This window comes from Rhizobium ruizarguesonis (genome assembly GCF_017357285.1).
GTDB lineage: Bacteria > Pseudomonadota > Alphaproteobacteria > Rhizobiales > Rhizobiaceae > Rhizobium > Rhizobium ruizarguesonis.
In genome coordinates, this window is record NZ_CP071678.1 from 1,636,026 (window position 1) to 1,654,375 (window position 18,350).

The 18,350-nt window shown below is 61.3% G+C and carries 14 protein-coding genes; 4 read left to right on the forward strand and 10 right to left on the reverse strand.

The genetic code is table 11. The annotated features are described in order from the left end of the window. Positions 1 to 44 precede the first annotated feature (44 nt). Positions 45 to 695, forward strand: a complete 651-nt coding sequence (locus J3P73_RS08135) for a glutathione S-transferase family protein (RefSeq protein ID WP_207579861.1) — start codon at positions 45 to 47, stop codon at positions 693 to 695. Between the two features lie 127 nt (positions 696 to 822). Here the strand turns inward: J3P73_RS08135 and J3P73_RS08140 are convergent, their stop codons facing one another. From J3P73_RS08140 to J3P73_RS08155, 4 genes are all read right to left on the reverse strand, one after another. After that, the gene (locus J3P73_RS08140; protein WP_018070978.1) at positions 823 to 3,132 is read right to left on the reverse strand and encodes a PAS domain-containing sensor histidine kinase; all 2,310 of its coding nucleotides are present in this window, start codon (positions 3,130 to 3,132) and stop codon (positions 823 to 825) included. A gap of 193 nt (positions 3,133 to 3,325) precedes the next feature. After that, positions 3,326 to 5,974, reverse strand: coding sequence for an aminopeptidase N (gene pepN / locus J3P73_RS08145; RefSeq protein ID WP_207579862.1), 2,649 nt, complete (start codon positions 5,972 to 5,974; stop codon positions 3,326 to 3,328). A gap of 188 nt (positions 5,975 to 6,162) precedes the next feature. Beyond that, on the reverse strand, positions 6,163 to 7,269 hold the full coding sequence (locus J3P73_RS38065; protein ID WP_075224854.1) for a methyl-accepting chemotaxis protein: 1,107 nt from the start codon (positions 7,267 to 7,269) through the stop codon (positions 6,163 to 6,165). A gap of 90 nt (positions 7,270 to 7,359) precedes the next feature. Next, complete coding sequence (locus J3P73_RS08155) at positions 7,360 to 7,617, reverse strand: hypothetical protein (protein WP_163884982.1); 258 nt, start codon at positions 7,615 to 7,617, stop codon at positions 7,360 to 7,362. Between J3P73_RS08155 and J3P73_RS08160 the strand changes: the two genes are divergently transcribed. Further along, positions 7,616 to 8,554: a DMT family transporter gene (locus J3P73_RS08160; RefSeq protein WP_130664351.1), complete on the forward strand. Its 939-nt coding sequence runs from the start codon at positions 7,616 to 7,618 to the stop codon at positions 8,552 to 8,554. The genes J3P73_RS08155 and J3P73_RS08160 overlap by 2 nt on opposite strands. A gap of 242 nt (positions 8,555 to 8,796) precedes the next feature. Further along, positions 8,797 to 9,669, forward strand: coding sequence for a hypothetical protein (locus J3P73_RS08165; protein WP_024322870.1), 873 nt, complete (start codon positions 8,797 to 8,799; stop codon positions 9,667 to 9,669). Here the strand turns inward: J3P73_RS08165 and J3P73_RS08170 are convergent, their stop codons facing one another. The 6 genes from J3P73_RS08170 to J3P73_RS08195 form a co-directional block, all read right to left on the reverse strand. Further along, positions 9,670 to 9,828: a hypothetical protein gene (locus J3P73_RS08170; protein ID WP_165410320.1), complete on the reverse strand. Its 159-nt coding sequence runs from the start codon at positions 9,826 to 9,828 to the stop codon at positions 9,670 to 9,672. 98 nt (positions 9,829 to 9,926) lie between these two features. Beyond that, complete coding sequence (locus tag J3P73_RS08175) at positions 9,927 to 10,118, reverse strand: hypothetical protein (RefSeq protein WP_003546802.1); 192 nt, start codon at positions 10,116 to 10,118, stop codon at positions 9,927 to 9,929. 131 nt (positions 10,119 to 10,249) lie between these two features. After that, a complete protein-coding gene (locus J3P73_RS08180; RefSeq protein WP_207579863.1) occupies positions 10,250 to 11,146 on the reverse strand; it encodes a uracil-DNA glycosylase in 897 nt (298 codons plus the stop codon). 68 nt (positions 11,147 to 11,214) lie between these two features. Further along, positions 11,215 to 12,507: an Hsp70 family protein gene (locus J3P73_RS08185; RefSeq protein WP_130771287.1), complete on the reverse strand. Its 1,293-nt coding sequence runs from the start codon at positions 12,505 to 12,507 to the stop codon at positions 11,215 to 11,217. A 229-nt stretch (positions 12,508 to 12,736) separates the two neighbouring features. After that, the gene (locus J3P73_RS08190) at positions 12,737 to 15,853 is read right to left on the reverse strand and encodes an efflux RND transporter permease subunit (RefSeq protein ID WP_207579997.1); all 3,117 of its coding nucleotides are present in this window, start codon (positions 15,851 to 15,853) and stop codon (positions 12,737 to 12,739) included. Then, entirely contained in the window at positions 15,853 to 17,160 is a 1,308-nt protein-coding gene (locus J3P73_RS08195; protein WP_130771288.1) for an efflux RND transporter periplasmic adaptor subunit, read from the reverse strand. Before J3P73_RS08195 ends, J3P73_RS08190 begins: the two co-directional genes overlap by 1 nt. A gap of 303 nt (positions 17,161 to 17,463) precedes the next feature. Between J3P73_RS08195 and J3P73_RS08200 the strand changes: the two genes are divergently transcribed. After that, the gene (locus tag J3P73_RS08200) at positions 17,464 to 18,342 is read left to right on the forward strand and encodes a phosphotransferase family protein (protein ID WP_164567911.1); all 879 of its coding nucleotides are present in this window, start codon (positions 17,464 to 17,466) and stop codon (positions 18,340 to 18,342) included. The last annotated feature ends 8 nt before the right edge of the window (positions 18,343 to 18,350 follow it).

Consider the following 18,350-nt stretch of genomic DNA (forward strand, 5'->3'; position numbering starts at 1 on the left):
TTTAGCCAATCGTCTTCAGGACAGGCAAGCGATGGAGAACACCAATGACGATTACCATTACCGCTTTTGAACGGTCGCCCGATCGCGGCAGGGGTCTGGCGCGCGACATGCGCGTTCGCTGGGCGCTCGAAGAGGTTGGCCAGCCTTACGACGTTCGTCTTGTTTCGTTCAAAGAGATGAAGGAACCGGCGCATCTGGCGCTGCAGCCTTTCGGGCAGATCCCGACCTATGAAGAAGGCGATCTCGCTTTATTCGAGTCCGGCGCCATCGTCTTCCATATCGGCGAGCGCCATGCAGGCCTGCTGCCGGACGATGCGAATGCCCGGGCGCGGGCGCTCACATGGATGTTTGCCGCGCTCAACACGGTGGAACCACCGATCTTCGACCGCGCTCTCGTCATGATCCTCGAGCGCGACAAGCCTTGGTACGACCAGCGCCTTTCTGCCCCCGAGGGCAGCATCCGAAAACGGTTGAGCGACCTCTCCCGTCGTCTTGGCGATGCCGACTGGCTCGATGGGGCGTTCAGCGCCGGCGACCTGCTGATGGTGTCGGTGCTGCTCAGGTTGAAGGGATCTGCTATATTGGAGGAATATTCGAACCTCTCCGCCTATGTCGCCCGCGGCGAAGCGAGGCCGGCATACAAGCGCGCTTTCGCCGCTCAGCTGGCGGTTTTCACCGCCGCATCAGCCGGCTGACAAAGGCCGGCTCTGATCTGAACCTAAAGCATGTCGCGCAAAAGTGTGGAGCGGTTTTGCGACAACGACATGAGCAAAACCAAAGACCTAAAGCGTGGCAAGCGAATCTGAAGGATCGCGACGCGCTTTAGATATCGTCGGGAATGCGCAGCGAGATCACGGTGCCGACCGCTTCGCGTGAGCGGATCTTCATGCGGCCGCCGTGCAGCGAGGTCAGTGAGCGGGAGATGGCGAGCCCGAGGCCGGAGCCCCCCTTGCTCTTGGCATACTGGCTCTGCACCTGCTCGAAGGGCTGGCCGATCTTCGACAGCGCCGAGCGTGGAATGCCGATGCCGGTGTCGGCGATGGTGACGAAGACGGCGCCGTCGACGCGGCGTGTACGCAACGCAATGCGGCCGCCATTGTCGGTGAACTTCACCGCATTGGAGAGCAGGTTGAGCAGCACCTGTTTCATTGCCCGGCGATCGGCCATCAGCGTCAGGCCGGAGCAGATGCGCTGTTCGATGACGATGTTCTTTTCAGCCGCGGGCATGGCGGTGAAGCGCAGGCTTTCCTCGATCAGCGGTACGAGGTCGATGCGCTCGCAATGCAGCCTGACATGGCCGGCCTCGATCTTCGACATGTCGAGAATGTCGTTGATGACGTTGAGCAGATGTTTGCCGCTGTCATGGATATCGCGGGCATATTCGTCATATTTCAGCGAGCCGAGCGGGCCGAACATCTGGTTCTGCAGGATCTCCGAGAAGCCGAGGATGGCGTTGAGCGGCGTGCGCAGCTCGTGCGACATGTTGGCGAGGAATTCCGATTTCGCCTTGTTGGCGGCCTCGGCGCGTTCCTTCTCCGCCTGGTAGTTGGCGTTGGCCGTCGACAGCTCGGATTTCTGGGTCTCCAGCGTCTGGCGCGAGGCGGAAAGATCGCCGATCGTCGCCATCAGCCGGCGTTCGGATTCGCGCAGCCGCTCCTGATGACGTTTCATCAACGTGATGTCTGTTCCCACCGAGACCTTGCCGCCGTCGCGGGTGCGTCGCTCGTTGATCTGCAGCCAGCGCTCGTCGGCAAGCTGCACTTCCGTCGTACGCGAATAGCCGGAGCCGTCCGCATCGGAAATCCGCCGCTCGATGACAGGACGGGCGGCGGCCGCATTGACGGTCGAGCGCTCGGTGCCGGGCACGAGTACGCTGTCCGGCAGGCCATAAGCCTGCTGGAAATGCGTGTTGCACATGACGAGCCGATCGTTCTTGTCCCAGAGCACGAAGGCTTCCGAGGTGCATTCGATGGCGTCGGCCAGGCGCTGGTCGGCTTCTGCGTAACGCTGGGCGAGCCGATGCTGTTCTGTCACGTCCATGGCGATGCCGATCAGGTGCATGCGGCCGGAATTGCTGCGGATCACCTGGGCACGCGCCCGCATCCAGACATAGTGGCCGCTGGCATGGCGCATGCGGAAGATCTGATCGACCTGGCCGGAAGCGCCCTTGCCGATGGCGCGCGCGATCTCGTAGAGCCCGCCGTCATCGGGATGCATCAGCCGGGCGGCTTCGCCGAAGCCCATCGTCTTGTCGGAACCCGGCAGGCCAAGCATGTCGTACATCGAACGCGACCAGAAGAATTCGCGGTTCTCGAAGTCGAAGTCCCAGAGGCCGCAGCGGCCACGCGACAGCGCCGTCTCGACGCGCAGGTTCGATTCCAGAAAGATGTCGTCGGCATCGCGGGCGCGCTTCACCTGCGTGTAATAGGCATAGAGGATGACGAGCAGGATCGAGGAGATGCCGGCAAACAGCGTGACGTTGAGCGCCAGTTCCTCGCGCCAGAGCCGGCCGATCTCGTCGAGCGAGGTGGCGGCGACGATATAACCGCCGGCATTGCCCATCAGCGTGATCTCGGCATAATGCGGTACGCCGCCGATCGTCGTTTCGATGACGTCGGCGCGATCGCCGAAACGCCGGATCGCCGAAACCTCGGGGAAGAAATCGCCGACATTGGTGCCCACATGCGAGAGCCCGGCGGTGGTTGCGGCGAAAACCTTGCCGCTTGCCTGCACGAGCAGCACGAAGGCGCCGTTGTCCAGCCGGTCCTGCGGCAGGAATTTAGCGAGGCGGGCCTGCGCCTCGGCGATATCGCCGCGGTCGAAGATGTCGGTCGCATCGGCAAACACGGCAGAGGCGGTTGCCGCCGAAAGGGCCGTGGCATGGCGCGCCGAGGCCTCCAGGCGCCCATATTCGCTCATCATGCCGAAGAAATGCGAGGCGGCGACGACGGAGAGGAAGGCGACGATCAGTGCCGGAATGGCCCGCTTCAAGACGAGCTCGGCCTTCGGCAGATAACGGAGAAGTGGTTCCGATGTCGCATGGCCCGAAAGGCTGTCGCGCCAGGCTTTCAGCCCGTCAAATTCGACACGCAGCCGTCCTCCGGCCACGGTTGCCCGCCGCACGTCCATCATCTCTTCGCCTTGTCCCTCATGTGATTCGCGCGCCGCTCGCTCGAACCTGACCTAGAGAATCATGGGTGATTCGCCTTGTCCAGAGGCAAAGGTAAAAATCCGTTAACTATTTATAATTTCGGGTTTTTCCAGGTGATTCGGGGGAGCTGGGCGACCGGCCGCCGAATTTTTCGGGACGGCCGGTCGAATCAAATTACCCTTTAAGCGTGCGCTCGACGATATCGCGCACGTCGGTCGAAAGATCGGCGGCCCGCTCGATCTCGATCAGCGCCGAGCGGGCGTGATCGCCACGTGTCGGTTCGAGCGAGCGCCAGGAGCGCATCGAGGTGAGAATGCGGGCGGCAAGCTGCGGGTTGCGCTCGTCGATATCGAGAATCTGATCGGCGAGGAAGCGGTAGCCTTCGCCGTCGGCGCGGCCGAAGCCGGTCGGATTGGCAAAGGCGAAGGTGCCGACCAGCGCCCGCATCCGGTTCGGATTGCTCCGCTTGAAGAGCGGATCGTCCATCAGGGCGCGGATCCGTTCCAGGGTTTTGGCGCCCGGAATACCGGCCTGGATCGCGAACCATTTGTCGATGACGAGCGCGTTCTCCGCGAAGCGGTCGCGGAAGCTTGCCAGCGCTTCGCTGGTCTCCGCGCTGTCGGGGAAACGATGGGCGAGGATCGTCAGCGCATGGCTGAGATCGGTCATGTTGTTGGCCGCATCGAAGGCAGCCTTGGCGCGGGCCGGCGTCTGCTCGGCATGAGAGAGGTAGGTGAGGGCGGTATTGCGCAGTGCGCGCAGTCCGGCGCTCTTCGCATCCGGGCTGAAATCGCCTGATGTCTTCATCGCGGCGTAGAGGCCGGCAAAGACATCCTTTCCGGCATCGGCGATCTGTTTCAGGATCGCCTGCCGGCCGGCATGGATGGCATCGGGATCGTTGTTGCCGCCAAGTTCGCGGGCGATATCGGATTCGCTCGGCAGAGCCAGCGCCTGGGCACGGAAGGCGGGCTCGAGGGCCTCGTCGGCGGCGGCTGCGATCAGCGTCTCGATGAAGGTTGCCTCGCAGACGACAGGCTTGCCCTTGCGGGCGTCGCGTGCCGCTTTCAAGAGGTTCGGCAGCGCCAGATCGGTCAGCGCCTGCCAGCGGGCGAAATGATTGGTCTCATGGCGGGCGAGAAGAGCGAGATCGGCCGGGCTCTGGTCGAAATGCAGGTTGATCGGCGCCGAGAAGCCGCGGTTGATCGAAACGACCGGCCGCGAGGCGATGCCATGGAAGATCGCCGTCTGGGTGCGGCCTGTGAGATGCAGCACCTCGCCGATATATTCCGCGCCGTCGACCGAGGTCGGCTCGATCTTGCCGCCGTTTTCGCCAAACAGCGCGAGGCTGAGCGGAATATGCATCGGCTCCTTGCTCGGCTGGCCGGGCGTTGCCGGGATCATCTGTTCGAGCGACAGGGTGAAGGTGTCGGCCGCCGCATCATAGCTGCCCGATGCGGTGACGAGCGGCGTGCCGGCCTGATGGTACCAGAGCGAGAATTGCGTCAAATCGCGCCCGCTTGCATCCTCGAAGCATTTGACGAAATCCTCGATCGTCACGGCCTGGCCGTCATGGCGGTCGAAATAGAGGTCCATGCCTTTCTTGAAGCCGTCCTTGCCGAGCAGCGTCGCGATCATGCGCGTGACTTCGCTGCCCTTTTCGTAGACGGTCGTCGTGTAGAAATTATTGATCTCGCGATATTTCGTCGGCCGCACCGGATGGGCGAGCGGGCCGCCGTCTTCCGGGAACTGCTCCGATTTCAGGTGGCGCACTTCGGCAATGCGTTTGACGGCGCGCGAGCGCTGGTCGGAAGAGAATTCGTGGTCGCGATAGACCGTCAGGCCTTCCTTGAGGCACAGCTGGAACCAGTCGCGGCAGGTGATGCGGTTGCCGGTCCAGTTGTGGAAATATTCATGCGCGATGATCGCTTCGATATTGGCATAGTCTGCATCGGTCGCGATTTCCGGGTCGGCAAGGACGTATTTGTCATTGAAGACGTTGAGGCCCTTGTTCTCCATCGCGCCCATGTTGAAGTCGGAGACGGCGACGATCATGAAAATATCGAGATCGTATTCGCGCCCGAACCTCTCTTCGTCCCATTTCATCGAGCGTTTCAGCGCGTCCATGGCATAGGCTGCGCGCGGTTCCTTGCCGTGCTCGACATAGATTTTCAGCACCACCTCGCGGCCGGACATGGTCGTGAACGTGTCTTCGACGACGCCGAGATCGCCAGCCACGAGCGCGAAGAGGTAGCTCGGCTTCGGATGCGGGTCGAACCAGGCGGCGAAATGCTTGCCGGGGCCGTAGCCGGCGCCGCCGAGGAAGTTGCCGTTCGACAAAAGCAGTGGGTTGGCGTCCTTGTCGGCGATGATGTTGACCGTGAAGGGCGCAAGCACGTCGGGCCGGTCCGGGAAATAGGTGATGCGGCGGAAGCCCTCCGCCTCGCACTGCGTGCAGTAGATGCCGCCGGTGCGGTAAAGGCCCATCAGCTTGGTATTGGCCTCGGGGTTGATGACGGTGGTGAGCGTCAGCTCGAAGGGGGCGCTCTCCGGCAGGTCGCGCACCGTCAGGCTTTCCGGGGTTGCGTCATAGCGTGAAGGGTCCAGCTCCACCTGGTCTAACAGAAGCCCCGACAGCGTCAGTTCGTCGCCGTCGAGAACGATCGGCGCCGCCGGATCGGCGCCCGGGCGACGATGAAAAATGAGACGCGCCTCGACCTTTGTCTCCGTCGGGTCGAGTTCGAAAGTGAGGTCCACGCGTTCCAGCACGAAGTCGGTGGGACGGTAATCTGCCAGATGAATGACCTGGCCGGTATCTGTTCGCATGGTGTTTCCTGAAGACCGTTATTGGACAACCGCGGAATACAGAGGCGGGCGCACTCTGCCATAAATTTTGCCGGGCATGATTACATTAAAGTCTGAACTAAACTTAAAGCAAATTGCCCGCGAACACCAAGTTCGCGGGCAAAATATCTTATTGGATACGGATGAACGCAGCTGACGGGGGAAGTCCTCTACTTCAGATTGAGTGCGGCCTTGATCGTCGCGTCGTTTTCGGTCTGCTGCACGACGACGCCGTACCAGCCGAGCCCGTCGTAATCCTCGTAGCCGAGAGTGCGCGCGAAGGCGACGATCGAACCGTTATTGTCGTAGTAGCTGCCTTTCGCCTGGCCGGACGGATTGGCGAGCGCGAAATGGGAAAAGAGCAAGGCGGGATTGGTGGTGGCGATGACCCGGCTCTTGCCGTCGAGCAGCATGACCGTCGTTCTTTCCGCCAGCTGCGGCGGCAGGTTCGCCTCTTTCTCGACGATCGCCTGGCCTTGGTTCTGCCAGTCGAAATAGACGCCGAGCGTGCCGACCAGCCGCCCGTCGAGCTTGCCCGCTTCGCGGATGCCTGTGGCATAAACGAGCGCATGCCTGTTATCGTGCAGCGGGCTCCCTTTGACGTCGTCGACGATATAAGCGTCGCCGGAGGAGCAGGCCGACGCTGCGCGGAACCACGGATCGCTGGCAAGGCTCGTGCCTACGATCTTGCGCTGGAACTTGGGATTGGCGGATGCGACCACTTTGCCCGACAGATCGGTCATGACGAGATCGAGATAGACGGTGTAGAAGCGGTTGATGGCGCCGAGACGCTCCGCTGCAAAGGCGGCGGTTTCCCGGCTCGGGTTCTGCAGCGCCTGCCAGAGTGACGGGTCCGTCGCCCACCAGCGCACATCGGCCGTGCGCTCGAAGAGATTGCGGACGATGAGCTGCACCAGCGTCTGCGCCAGATCGGTGAGGCGAACGCCCTCCATCTCTTCGACCAGCGCATCGGCCATGGCGCGGCTGAGGCCGATGCGGCCGACCACGTTGCTCTCGAACCTGCCGGTAATGTCGGTTGCGATCTGCGCCAGTCGCTGCACTTCGTTGGCAACGACGGCAAAGCCCTTTCCGGTCTCGCCGGCTCTGGCCGCCTCGATCAGCGCATTGATCGCCAGCAGCTTGATCTGCTTGACGATATGGGTGTTGTCGGCGCTGAAGCGCTCGAGGTCAGTGCTGATGCCGTCGGTGACGACGCGCATGGACCGCGGTGTCGCATTCTGCGACTGGGCAATGGTTTCGGCGCTAAGCGGCTTCATCAAATATGATCCTGGAAGGAGCGGGCAATTGTTTGTGTGGTGAAGAAAATTTCGAGATCAGCGATAAAAAACGATGCTTGCCTATGGTTTTCAATTGGTTAACGCCGAGCAGTCAGAGGTGAACATTTTAGGGGGAATGGCTGAAAAGAGGGTGATTTCGGAGCTGTGGCGCACATACGGCACGATTGAGCCCGCGGCTGAAAGGCGATTTGCGATTCTCCCGCCTTGCTCGCGATTTTTTCGCCAATCGGTTTTTTCTTTCGCTACGATGGAAGACGTCGCCCGCTGCGTTCCCGAGTCGAACGCGTCCCCCCATTCCGCTTGAGCAGTATTAAGAGCCAGGATCATGCACTCGGTTCTCAGAAACCCGATGAGAGGCATTGCGCTGAAAGTCTCGTCGGTCGTGGTCTTCCTGGCCATGCAGACCTTCATCAAGCTGGCCGGCTCAGACATCCCGCCAGGTCAGGTCACCTTCTGCAGGTCGTTCTTCGCGCTTTTCCCGATCATGGCCTATCTCGCCTATAACAGGCAGCTGCGCGCCGCCTTCTACACGGCCAATCCAATCGGTCACCTCAGGCGCGGCACGATCGGCATCTTGTCGATGGCTTTCGGTTTCTACGGCCTGCTGCATCTGCCGCTGCCGGAGGCGATCGCGCTCGGCTACGCGTTGCCGCTCGTCGCCGTCATCTTCGCTGCCGTTTTTCTCGGTGAGACCGTGCGCATCTATCGCTGGAGCGCCGTCCTGGTCGGCATCGTCGGCGTTGCCATCGTGTCCTGGCCGAAACTGACGCTGTTTCGCGACGGCGGCATGGAGGCGGAGCAGGCCGTCGGCGCGCTCTGCGTGCTGTTCTCGGCCGTTCTCGGCGGCATGGCGATGATCCAGGTGCGCCGCCTCGTCGAAGAGGAGAAGACGGCGACGATCGTGCTGTATTTCTCGATCACCGCCTCGGTCTTTTCGCTGGCTTCTCTTCCCTTCGGCTGGCTCATCCTGCCATGGCCGACAGCGCTCTGCCTGATCGCGGCCGGTTTCTGCGGCGGCGTCGCGCAGATTCTGCTGACGGAAAGTTACCGCCATGCCGATGTCTCCACCATCGCGCCGTTCGAATATACCTCGATCCTGCTCGGTGGCATCGTTGCCTACTTCGTCTTCGGCGACGTGCCGAGCGTGACCATGCTGATCGGCACCGCCATCGTCGTCGCCGCCGGCATCTTCATCATCTATCGCGAGCATCAGCTGGGCATCGAACAGAGGGAGGCGCGCAAGGCCACGACGCCGCAAGCCTGACGCCCGCCAGCGCGCAATATCGGTTTTAACGCGAAGATTGCGGTGGCTTGAAACTTGCTCTCAACGAGTGAAAAGAATGGCGAATTCTTGGGATATCGCGGACCTGAGGAATATGGTTGTTGAACATGAGAGAGTATCATTTATTCCAAGCTGTGCATGTCTGAATGGCCGCTGATGCCGGAGGAGCTCTGGGTGTCGTTGCTCCGAACGCCGGCCGGCGAGCGGAGGTGGAGAAAAGCATAATGGCATTCACAGCGGAGCAATTGGTGGGGAACTCTTCCTTTCTGATGAGCATTCGCTTTTTGGCTGGGCAGATGCGCGGCATGTTCGACGCCGGTCCGCGGCTGGCGCGACTGCTTGCCTCGCATCAACGCTGGCTTCTGACCCAGACTGCCTATGCTCTCCACCTGGAATATGATCCGCGCGACCCGACGTCGGGTTTCACCGCCGTGCGGTTGACGGGGCGCATCACCGCGCACAAGGTGGCGAGCCGCAACACCGTGCTCGCCTTCATCGAGGAACTCTATACCTACCGCTTCATAACCCACACGCCCGGCGACGAGCGGCGGCGACCTCGTCATTTCGAACCGGCCGATGTCAGCCATCAGGGGATGTTTGCCTGGCTTTTCTCCAATCTCGGTGCACTCGACCTGCTCGACGGCGGTCAAAGGGCAGCCTTTTTCCAGGCAAATCCATCACTGATGCGGCTCATTCAGCCGCGCATTGCCCGCCATTGCCTCGAAGATGCCGCTTGGCGCGAACCGCCGGAACAGGTGGCGCTGTTCCTCTGGACGGAGGCCGGCGGCCTCGTCGTCGACAATTTCATCGCCCGGATGGATATGGAAAGCAGCGAGCCGGGGAGATTGTCCGTCGGCCGCGTCGAAACTCGCGCGCTTGCTGCTGATTTCATGATGTCGCGCACTCATCTGCAGCGGCTGCTGGCAAAGGCGGCGCAACGCGGCTGCGTCGGCTGGTATGACGAGCCGCGCAAGACGCATCTTTGGATATCGCGGGATTTCGTCGAGGAATATTGCGCCTGGCAGGCGGTCAAGTTCGCCTATGTCGACGAGGCCTTCGAATGGGCAAAGGCCCAAATCGAGGAAATGGCAATTTGATCAGAGAACGATTGCCGCAGTGCCTGCGCCAATGCGGCATCCGGCGTCGGCCGGCTTGACCGAAAGCTCACGCTCATATTCCCGCGCAGCACAGACGGCAACGCGGATATGCTCAAAGGTTTCGATGTTGCGCAGAAGCGATATCAGGATCGTCGACATGTTGGGGCACTCTTGATACGAAGGGTAGGCGAAGCGCTTACAGCGCTGCGCGTCTTTTTAAGACGCGCAAAGGACGCTGCGACACGTTGAATTCCTGCTCAATATTGCTGGAAGTCGGAGAAAATCGCGTTCGGGCGCGCCGTACGGCTGTTGATGCCGGTGCCGCGGGCAATCATCTGTTCGTTCGTGGCAAAGCCGAAACGGCTGTAGCCTTGAGTGGAACGAACCTGGTCGCCGGCGAGGCGAAGGGTTTCAAACCCGCTATGGATAGGACGAAAACGCTTGTTCATGGCCTTGGTTCCTGTGATTCCTCCCAAGACACAGCTGATATTGCGATGCAGCATAGATTCCGCAATGCATCACGGCGGGATGCAGCCATGCGAAAAACGCATGGATTGATTCACAAATTATTCAACTTTGGCTAATTTCTAAGCAAAGAGAGGGACTTAAGCTTCGCTTGAAAGGCGAGCAGGTCGTTCCAAGCCAGCCGCTTGTTTACAGGTGCGGTTAACAGATCCTGCGGATGCAGGCTGGCTATGGCAGGAATGACACAGTCTGCAACGGCAATCTCCTTCCAGCGGCCGCGCAGGCCGTGAATCGTATCGTTTTCGCCGAAGAAGAAACGCGCCGAAAAATTGCCGAGCAGCAGGATCGCCTTCGGTTCGGCAAGCGCGATCTGCCGCTCGATGAAGGGTCGGCAGATGTCCATTTCCGCCGCCGAGGGCGCGCGATTGCCAGGCGGGCGCCAGGGGATGACCTGCGTCAGCAGAATGGCTGAGCGCTTCAGCCCGATCGCGGCCAGCATCTTGTCGAACAGCTGGCCGGATTTCCCCGAGAAGGGCATGCCTTCGCGATCGTCTTCGGCGCTCGGCGCCGAGCCGATCACCATGATCCCGCTTTCGGCATCGCCGCTGGCAAAGATGGTCGAGCGGGCGCTGTGCTTGAGGTTGCAGCTGCTGAAGGCTTCAATCGCGGTCTTGAGTTCGACAAGCGATCGCGCAGTTTCGGCGACGAAGCGCGCCTGCTGCACCGCCTCGCCGTCCGGGATTGCCGGCTGCGGACCGGACGCTGCGCGTTCGGCAGGCGCTGGGCGCGTCGCTGCATTCGGACGCGGCGGTGCCTGACCTGGGGCAGGGCGTTCCCCAGCGGCAGGATGTTGCTGCTGCGCCGCCGCCGGGCGGCGGGCGGCCTTCATCGCCTCGAACTCGGCGAAGCGGTCGATCGCCTCTTCCTCCAGCAGCCATTCCACGCCGGCATCCGCATGGAAATGCAGAAGCGCTGCAAGCTCGGCGGGGGAAAGGTCGTTGGCGGAGATCATGCGGCAAGTCTAGCGGAGTGACAGGGGCATTGAAAGGGCGGGCGGCAGATTGCCCGCCCTTGTCGGCGCTATTGCACAGTCCATTGTGCGATGTCGTCGCGTTCGCCGATCAGCGCCAGACCATGGGCGATCGACAACAGTTCGCCGCCGCTTTCGATCCGGTCGTGCTCGAAGCGTTCCGTGAAGATGCGGCGCACCGCCGGCACGAAGGAGGTGCCGCCGGTCAAGAACACCTTGTCGATCTCCGCAGGCTTCGTCTCGGTCTTGTCGAGCACGTCGTCGAGCGCGCCTTCGATGCGGGCGAGATCGTCGGCGATCCAGCCTTCGAAATCGCTCCGCTTGATGCTGCGATGTCCACCGCGACCAAGCGGCGCGAAATCGAAAGACGCTTCCTCCAAAGCCGACAGCGCCATCTTCGTCGCCGACACCGCCTGATAGAGCGGGTAGCCCTCGTCATGGTCGATGAGGTCGATGAAGATTTCGAGCTTTTCCGGCTCTAGGCTGGTGCGCACCAGCTTCTTCAGATCCTCGAATTCGCGCGTCGTCTTGAAGATCGACAGCTGGTTCCAGCGGCCGAAGCTGGAATAGTAGTTGGACGGCACTTCGAGAATCTTGTCGAAGCTTTTGAAATGGCTGCCCTTGCCGATCAGCGGCGCGACGATGTTGTCGATCATCCTGTAGTCGAAATGGTCGCCGGCGACGCCGACACCGGAATGGCCGATCGGCGTTGCCGTCAGCTTGCCGGCGACGGTTTCGAAGCGGATCAGCGAATAGTCGGTCGTGCCGCCGCCGAAATCCGCGACCAGCACGGTGGCATCCCGCTTCAGGTTCTGCGCGAAGTAGAAGGCGGCGGCGACCGGCTCATAGACATAGTGGATCTCGGGAAAACCGAAGCGCGACAGCGCCGCATTGTAGCGTTCGGTTGCCAGCGCCGGATCGGGGCTGGCGCCGGCAAAATGCACCGGCCGGCCGGTGACGATGCGGCTGACGTCCGAAGGCCAGTTGTCGCCGGCGTAGTTGCGCAGGCGCCGCACGAAGACCTCCATCAGATCCTCGAAATTATGCCGCTTGGCAAAGATCAGCGTGCCCTGGAACAGCGCGCTCGCCGCAAAGGTCTTGATCGACTGCAGAAAGCGGCATTCGCCGGGATTGTCGATGAATTGGCGGATCGCCGCATGGCCGGCTTCCACCTTCAGTGCTGACGCGCCGAGCTGGGCATCCTTCATGAAGGAAAGCGCCGTGCGCATGCTGTCGGCGGTACCCGTCGTGCTCGTGAACGCCATCGAGCGGGTCGCCCCACCATCCGCCATGGCGAGAACCGTATTCGTCGTGCCGAAGTCGAAACCCAGCGCCTGAGCCATGCCCGCACCTCTTCATGCCGATTGTTATTGGAGACGGAGCATCGCTCCGCGAAAGGGCGCAGGAGCGCCCGGATTCAGGAGGGCGCGTGATGCCACAGGGGCGTGACACATTCAAGAGGATTTGAAGGTCCATATCCTCGCTGACATGCTGCTGTTGCCTCTTCTCCAAGCTTGAGAGAAGAGGCAAGTCTCCAGGCAAATCAGCAGAGCCGAGGCTTGCAGACCGCCGTTACTCGGCGGCCATCGCCCTTGCCTCTTCCAGCTCTGGCTCCTCAACCTTCTTGTGGCCGATCAGGCGGCCGAGGAAGTTTCCGAAGCGGTCCATCTCGACGAAGATGACCGGGGTGATGAAGAGCGTCAGCATCTGCGAGACGATCAGGCCGCCGACGACGGCGATGCCGAGCGGCTGGCGCAGTTCCGAACTTGCGCCGGTGCCGAGCGCGATCGGCAAGGCGCCGAGCAGGGCGCAGAAGGTCGTCATCATGATCGGCCGGAAGCGTCGCACGCAGGCCTCGTGGATCGCTACCGTCGCCTTTTCGCCGGTCGTGCGCATGGTCTCCACCGCCACGTCGATCATCATGATCGCGTTCTTCTTGACGATGCCGATCAGCATCAAGAGGCCGATAAGGGCGATGATCGACAGGTCAAAGCCCATGATATCAAGCGCCAACAGCGCACCGAATGCCGCGGCCGGAAGGCCGGACAGGATGGTGAGCGGATGGATGAAGCTTTCATAGAGCACGCCGAGCACGACATAGATGGTCAGCACCGCCGCCAGGATCAGATAAGGCGTATTGCCCTGCGACTGCTCGAAAATCTCAGCCGTACCGCCATAGGACGTGAAGACGTCGGCCGGCATGCTGAGTTCCGTCTTGATCTGATCAATCCTGGCCGTCGCGTCGCTGAGCGATACGCCCTCCGGCAGGTTGAAGGAAACGGTGGTCGAGACGAGCTGGCCCGTCTGGTTGATGGTCACAGGGCCGACAGTGCGCTCGACATGCGCGAAGTTCGAAAGCGGCACCAGGCTGCCATTGGCCGATGCGACACGGATTTCCGAGAGCTTCTGATCATCCCAGGGCTTGCTCGTGTCGTATTCGACGATAACGTCGTAGCTGTCGCCGGTCGACTGGATTTCCGCAGCGGAATATCCGCTGAAGGATTCCTGTAGCGTCGTGCGCAGCGTGTCGTTGTCGATCCCGTAGGCGGCTGCCCGCTCGGTATCGATGACGATATTGGCCTGCAGGGCGTTGTTCTGGGCGTCCGACGTCACGTCGGTGAAGAGACGATCCTTGCGCATCGCTGCCTGGATCTTGCCGGACCAGAGGTTGGTCTGGTCGACGTTCAGCGCCTGCACGACCAACTGATATTGGCTGGCGGTCTGGCGGCCGCCGAAGCGCAGGCTTTGGTTCGGCGTCACGAAGGCTTGTAAGCCTGGGATCTTGTTGATCGCCGTGCGCAGCTCGCGCAGCGTCTGGTCAAGCGGCGCACGCTGTTTCTTGTCCTTGAGTTCGACGAACATCGAGCCGTTGTTCTGCGGCTTGTTGGGGTTGCCGCCGATCGTCGACATCACATGGTTGACTGCCGGGTTCGCTTTCACGACGGCTGCCGCCTGCTGCTGCAGCGCCGACATCGCGGAATAGGAAATGTCCTGCCGGGCTTGCGTGCTGATTGTCAGGCGGCCGATATCCTCCTGTGGGAAGAAGCTCGTCGGCAGCACCATGAAGAAATAGATCGTCAGCGCCACCGAGCCGAGAAAAACGCCGAGGATTATGACGCGATGCTGAAGGCACCAGCCGACCGCCCTGTCATAGCCGCGCAGCGTCCGCTCGAAGCCGGCATCGAAAATGCGGATGATGAGCGGCGGGCGGCTCTGGGGGTTGGACAGACGCGAGGCGAGCATCGGCGTGACGGTCAGCGAGACGATTGCCGAGGAGATGATCGCGATCGCAACCACCATGCCGAATTCGTTGAACACGCGGCCGACGACACCGCCCATCAGCAGGATCGGGATGAACACCGCGATCAGCGAAACCGACATGGAAATAATGGTGTAGCTGACTTCGCCCGCACCCTTGATCGCCGCTTCCCGCACCGGCATGCCTTCTTCGACATGGCGCAGGATGTTTTCGAGCATGACGATAGCGTCATCCACCACGAGCCCCACCGCGAGCGTCAGCCCGAGCAGCGAGATGTTGTCGATACTATAGCCCAGCACATACATCATCCCGAAGGTCGAGATCAGCGACAGCGGAACGGCAAGCCCGGGAATGATCGTTGCTGTGGCATGGCCGGTAAAGAGGTAGATGACGAGAACGACGAGGCCGATCGTCAGGAGCAGCGTGAACTTCACATCGGAGATGGCATCGCGAATCGGCTTTGCGGCGTCGTTCATGACGACCGTGTTGACCGAGGGCGGAATTTCAGCGTGAAGCTGCGGCAGCTTGGCGTTGATAGCATCGACGACATCGACCGTGTTGGCGTCCGGCTGGCGCTGGATGGCGAGGATGATGCCGCGTTGGCCGTCATACCAGCTGCCGGTATATTGGTTCTCAACACTGTCCTGTACGTCGGCAATATCGCCGAGGTGGATCGGCGCGCCGTTCGGATTGGCAATGACGAGCGAACGGAATTGTTCGGCGCTGGTGCGCTGCGTGTTCGCCGTGATGGTCATGCTCTGCGAATTGTTCTGCAGCGTTCCCACAGGCTGCTGGCTGTTGGCGGCAGCAAGCGCCTTGTTGACGGTGTCGATGCCGATGCCGCGGGTCAAAAGCTTGTTGGGATCGACCTCGACGCGCACGGCATAGGTCTGCGCACCGTAGACGCTGACCTGGGCAACGCCGGGAAGCGTCGAAAGCGACGGCGAGATGATGTTCTCGGCGATGTCGTCAAGCTTGCTGCGCGGCATGGTGTTGCTCTGCACCGAGAGCAGCATGACAGGCGCATCGGCGGGGTTCGTCTTGCGATAGCTCGGCGGCGTCGTCAGATTGTCGGGCAGTTGCCGGGTGGCATGCGAAATCGCGGCCTGCACGTCGGCTGCGGCCGCATCGATATTACGACTGAGGTCGAACTGCAGCACGATGCTGGTGCTGCCGAGCGAACTGGAGGCGCTGATTTCGGTGATCCCGGGAATGGTCTCGAACTGCTTGATCAGCGGCGTCGAAACCGAGGTCGCCATCGTCTGCGGCGAGGCGCCGCTCAACTGCGCCGAAACGTTGATGGTGGGAAAATCGACCTGCGGCAGTGCCGCGACCGGCACGAGCTGGTAACCGGCAAGACCGGCCAGAATGACGCCGATGGCCAGCAGCGTCGTCGCGACGGGACGCTGGATACAGAAATTAGGGAGGATCATTGCTCAGCCCCCACCGCGATCGTCTCGGACTGCTGCTGTTGCTGAGGCTCTTCGGCGGAGGCGACATCAAGCGTCTTTTCGTTGAACTGCTCGTTGATGGCCTGCTGGTCGCTGAGCTGGCCCTGGCCTTCGACAACGACATGGTCGCCTTCCGAAAGACCTGAGGCGATGGCGGTGAAGCCGCCATTTGCGCGGGCGACGGTGACAGGCGTCAGATGCGATTTGCCGTCCGTGGCGACGAAGGCGAAGAAACCCTCCGGGCCGGGGCTGACGGCAACCGTCGGCACCACCACCTGCTGTTCGTCATTGTTGAAGTGCACCACGATATTGACCGATTGGCCGGGCCAGAGCGCGCCGGAGGCATTCTCGAATTTCGCCTTGGCGAGGATCGTGCCCGAGGCGGTGTCGACCGTGTTGTCGTAGAAGCTGATCTCGCCCTTGCGAACTTCGCCCTTGGTGGAATCGGGAGAAGTGCTGACCTCGACCGGGCCGGCCGCCAGGGCTTTCTTCAGCTCACGCAGGTAGCGCTCCTGCAGGTGGAATTTCACATAGATCGGATCGTATTTCGCGATGGTGACGATTGCCGCGCCGGCATTGAGGAAAGCGCCCTTGCTGATGGCGATATCGCCGAGCCGGCCGTCGAAGGGAGCGCGGATGTCGGTGTGCTCAAGTATGATCTGATCGGAGGCAAGGGACGCCTTGTCGGCTTCCACCGTGGCCGCGGCGGTATCGCGGGCGGCTACGGCCTGGTCGAGGGCCTGCTGGGTGCCGGCCTTCTGGTCGAAGAGGTCCTGCGCGCGGGTCAATGCGGTCGCGGCTTCCGAAAGGGTTGCCGTGTCGCGCACGATCATCGCGTTGTCCTTGTCCACGGTCGCCTTGGCCGTCCGGTCGTCCAGCTTGGCGATCAGGTCGCCGGCTTTAACCGTCGCTCCGTCCTCGGCATCGATGCTGACGATCAGACCCTGTTCCTGCGCGGCAATGGTCGTATTGTCATCGGCATCGGCCCAGCCGGTCGCCGTCACATCCATCGGCAGCGTCGTTTTCACGGCTGCAACAGTCTTGACGACGGTTGGGCCGCCGCCGCGTCTGCGCCCGCCGCCCTGATGCTGCCCACCATCCTGCGCCTGATTGGCCTGCACCTGATCGGCCTGCGCCTGCTGCCCGCCGCCATTGCTGGCTTCCGGCTGCTTGGTGAACTGCGAGAGGTAGGGTATGCGGGAGGCATAAGAGACCATATTCCCGAATTGCCAGACGCCGACGGCGGCAACTGCGATAACGCTGACGGTGATCCAAAATTTCTTCATGGGCGAGACCGGTCTTTGGGCAAGGTTGCGGGAGCAAGGTTGCGAATATTATGCCCCGATTGAGCCACTTATATTGCGGCGCAAAAAAGACATAATTCCCGGGGTGTGATCACTAAGTGGTTATAACGGCTTAAATTTTTGTAATGAATATTCCGTAATATTCAAACTATACTAATATAGCGTCAGTGTTACCCAATGCCGTTTGGCGGCAGAGACGCAAGCGGTTCGGCAGAGGGCGATGTCGATCCGCCTGCCGTTCAGCGCGCGGGAAGAACACGGGAAAAACCAAGAAGGCAGGTCGTCATGACCGAGTTGGACACCAGCGAATTTCGCTCTCTCATAACAAGCATATTTCCTGAACTGACGGCCTCCGTCTTCAAGCTGGCGGCGAGGGGCTGGGATTCGCTTGCCGTCGACGTCGATGACACGCTGATCTTCAAGTTTCCCCGCAATCTCGGCGCGGAAAGAGCGCTTGTGAAGGAAGCCGCCTTGCTCGACATTGTTCGACCGTCGCTGTCGATGGCGGTTCCCGACATGCGCATTCACGACGGGCCGCCGATCTTCTCCAGCCATGCCAAGCTCGAGGGCGAACATCTCATTGCCGAAGATTACGATGCGCTTGGCGAAAGCGATCGTCAGCGCCTCGCGGAAGATCTCGCGCGTTTTTACGCCGAGTTGCATGTGCTCGATGTCGATCGCATACGGTCGGCCGGTGCAGGAACGATCCAGCCATGGCAATCGCCCGATACGGTGCGAATAAAGGCTTTGCCGCTGCTGCCGCCTGACATCAGGAGCTTTGCGCAGGCCATTATTTCAGATTTCGAAGCCTTGCCGCCCGACCCTTACGGCAACATCTACGGCTTCTTCGACGGTCATGGCTGGAACATGGCCTTCGATCATGCGCAAAGGAGGCTGAACGGCATTTATGATTTCGCCGATTCAGGCTTTGGCCCGCTGCATCAGGAATTCATCTACTCGAATTTCATTTCGCCCGATCTGACCGCCCGCATCATATCGGCCTATGAAATGCTGACCGGCCGCAGGCTCGACCGGCGGCGCATTGCAGTCCTGACGGGATTCCATCGGCTTTCCGAACTCGCCGAACTTGCGGATGATCCGGCGAACGTCGAACAGATGATCCGAAGTGTGGCGACATGGGCGACGGCGGCCCACGTCGGCTGAGAGGGAAT

What these genes read in the sequence shown, in the direction of transcription:
- J3P73_RS08185 (WP_130771287.1), bottom strand. Translation starts at nt 12,507, where the DNA reads ATGGCTCAGGCGCTGGGTTTCGACTTCGGCACGACGAATACGGTTCTC.
- J3P73_RS08200 (WP_164567911.1), top strand. Translation starts at nt 17,464, where the DNA reads ATGACCGAGTTGGACACCAGCGAATTTCGCTCTCTCATAACAAGCATA.
- J3P73_RS08170 (WP_165410320.1), bottom strand. Translation starts at nt 9,828, where the DNA reads ATGTCGACGATCCTGATATCGCTTCTGCGCAACATCGAAACCTTTGAG.
- J3P73_RS38065 (WP_075224854.1), bottom strand. Translation starts at nt 7,269, where the DNA reads ATGAAGCCGCTTAGCGCCGAAACCATTGCCCAGTCGCAGAATGCGACA.
- J3P73_RS08160 (WP_130664351.1), top strand. Translation starts at nt 7,616, where the DNA reads ATGCACTCGGTTCTCAGAAACCCGATGAGAGGCATTGCGCTGAAAGTC.
- J3P73_RS08140 (WP_018070978.1), bottom strand. Translation starts at nt 3,132, where the DNA reads ATGATGGACGTGCGGCGGGCAACCGTGGCCGGAGGACGGCTGCGTGTC.
- J3P73_RS08165 (WP_024322870.1), top strand. Translation starts at nt 8,797, where the DNA reads ATGGCATTCACAGCGGAGCAATTGGTGGGGAACTCTTCCTTTCTGATG.
- J3P73_RS08180 (WP_207579863.1), bottom strand. Translation starts at nt 11,146, where the DNA reads ATGATCTCCGCCAACGACCTTTCCCCCGCCGAGCTTGCAGCGCTTCTG.
- J3P73_RS08155 (WP_163884982.1), bottom strand. Translation starts at nt 7,617, where the DNA reads ATGATCCTGGCTCTTAATACTGCTCAAGCGGAATGGGGGGACGCGTTC.
- J3P73_RS08195 (WP_130771288.1), bottom strand. Translation starts at nt 17,160, where the DNA reads ATGAAGAAATTTTGGATCACCGTCAGCGTTATCGCAGTTGCCGCCGTC.
- J3P73_RS08135 (WP_207579861.1), top strand. Translation starts at nt 45, where the DNA reads ATGACGATTACCATTACCGCTTTTGAACGGTCGCCCGATCGCGGCAGG.
- pepN (WP_207579862.1), bottom strand. Translation starts at nt 5,974, where the DNA reads ATGCGAACAGATACCGGCCAGGTCATTCATCTGGCAGATTACCGTCCC.
- J3P73_RS08175 (WP_003546802.1), bottom strand. Translation starts at nt 10,118, where the DNA reads ATGAACAAGCGTTTTCGTCCTATCCATAGCGGGTTTGAAACCCTTCGC.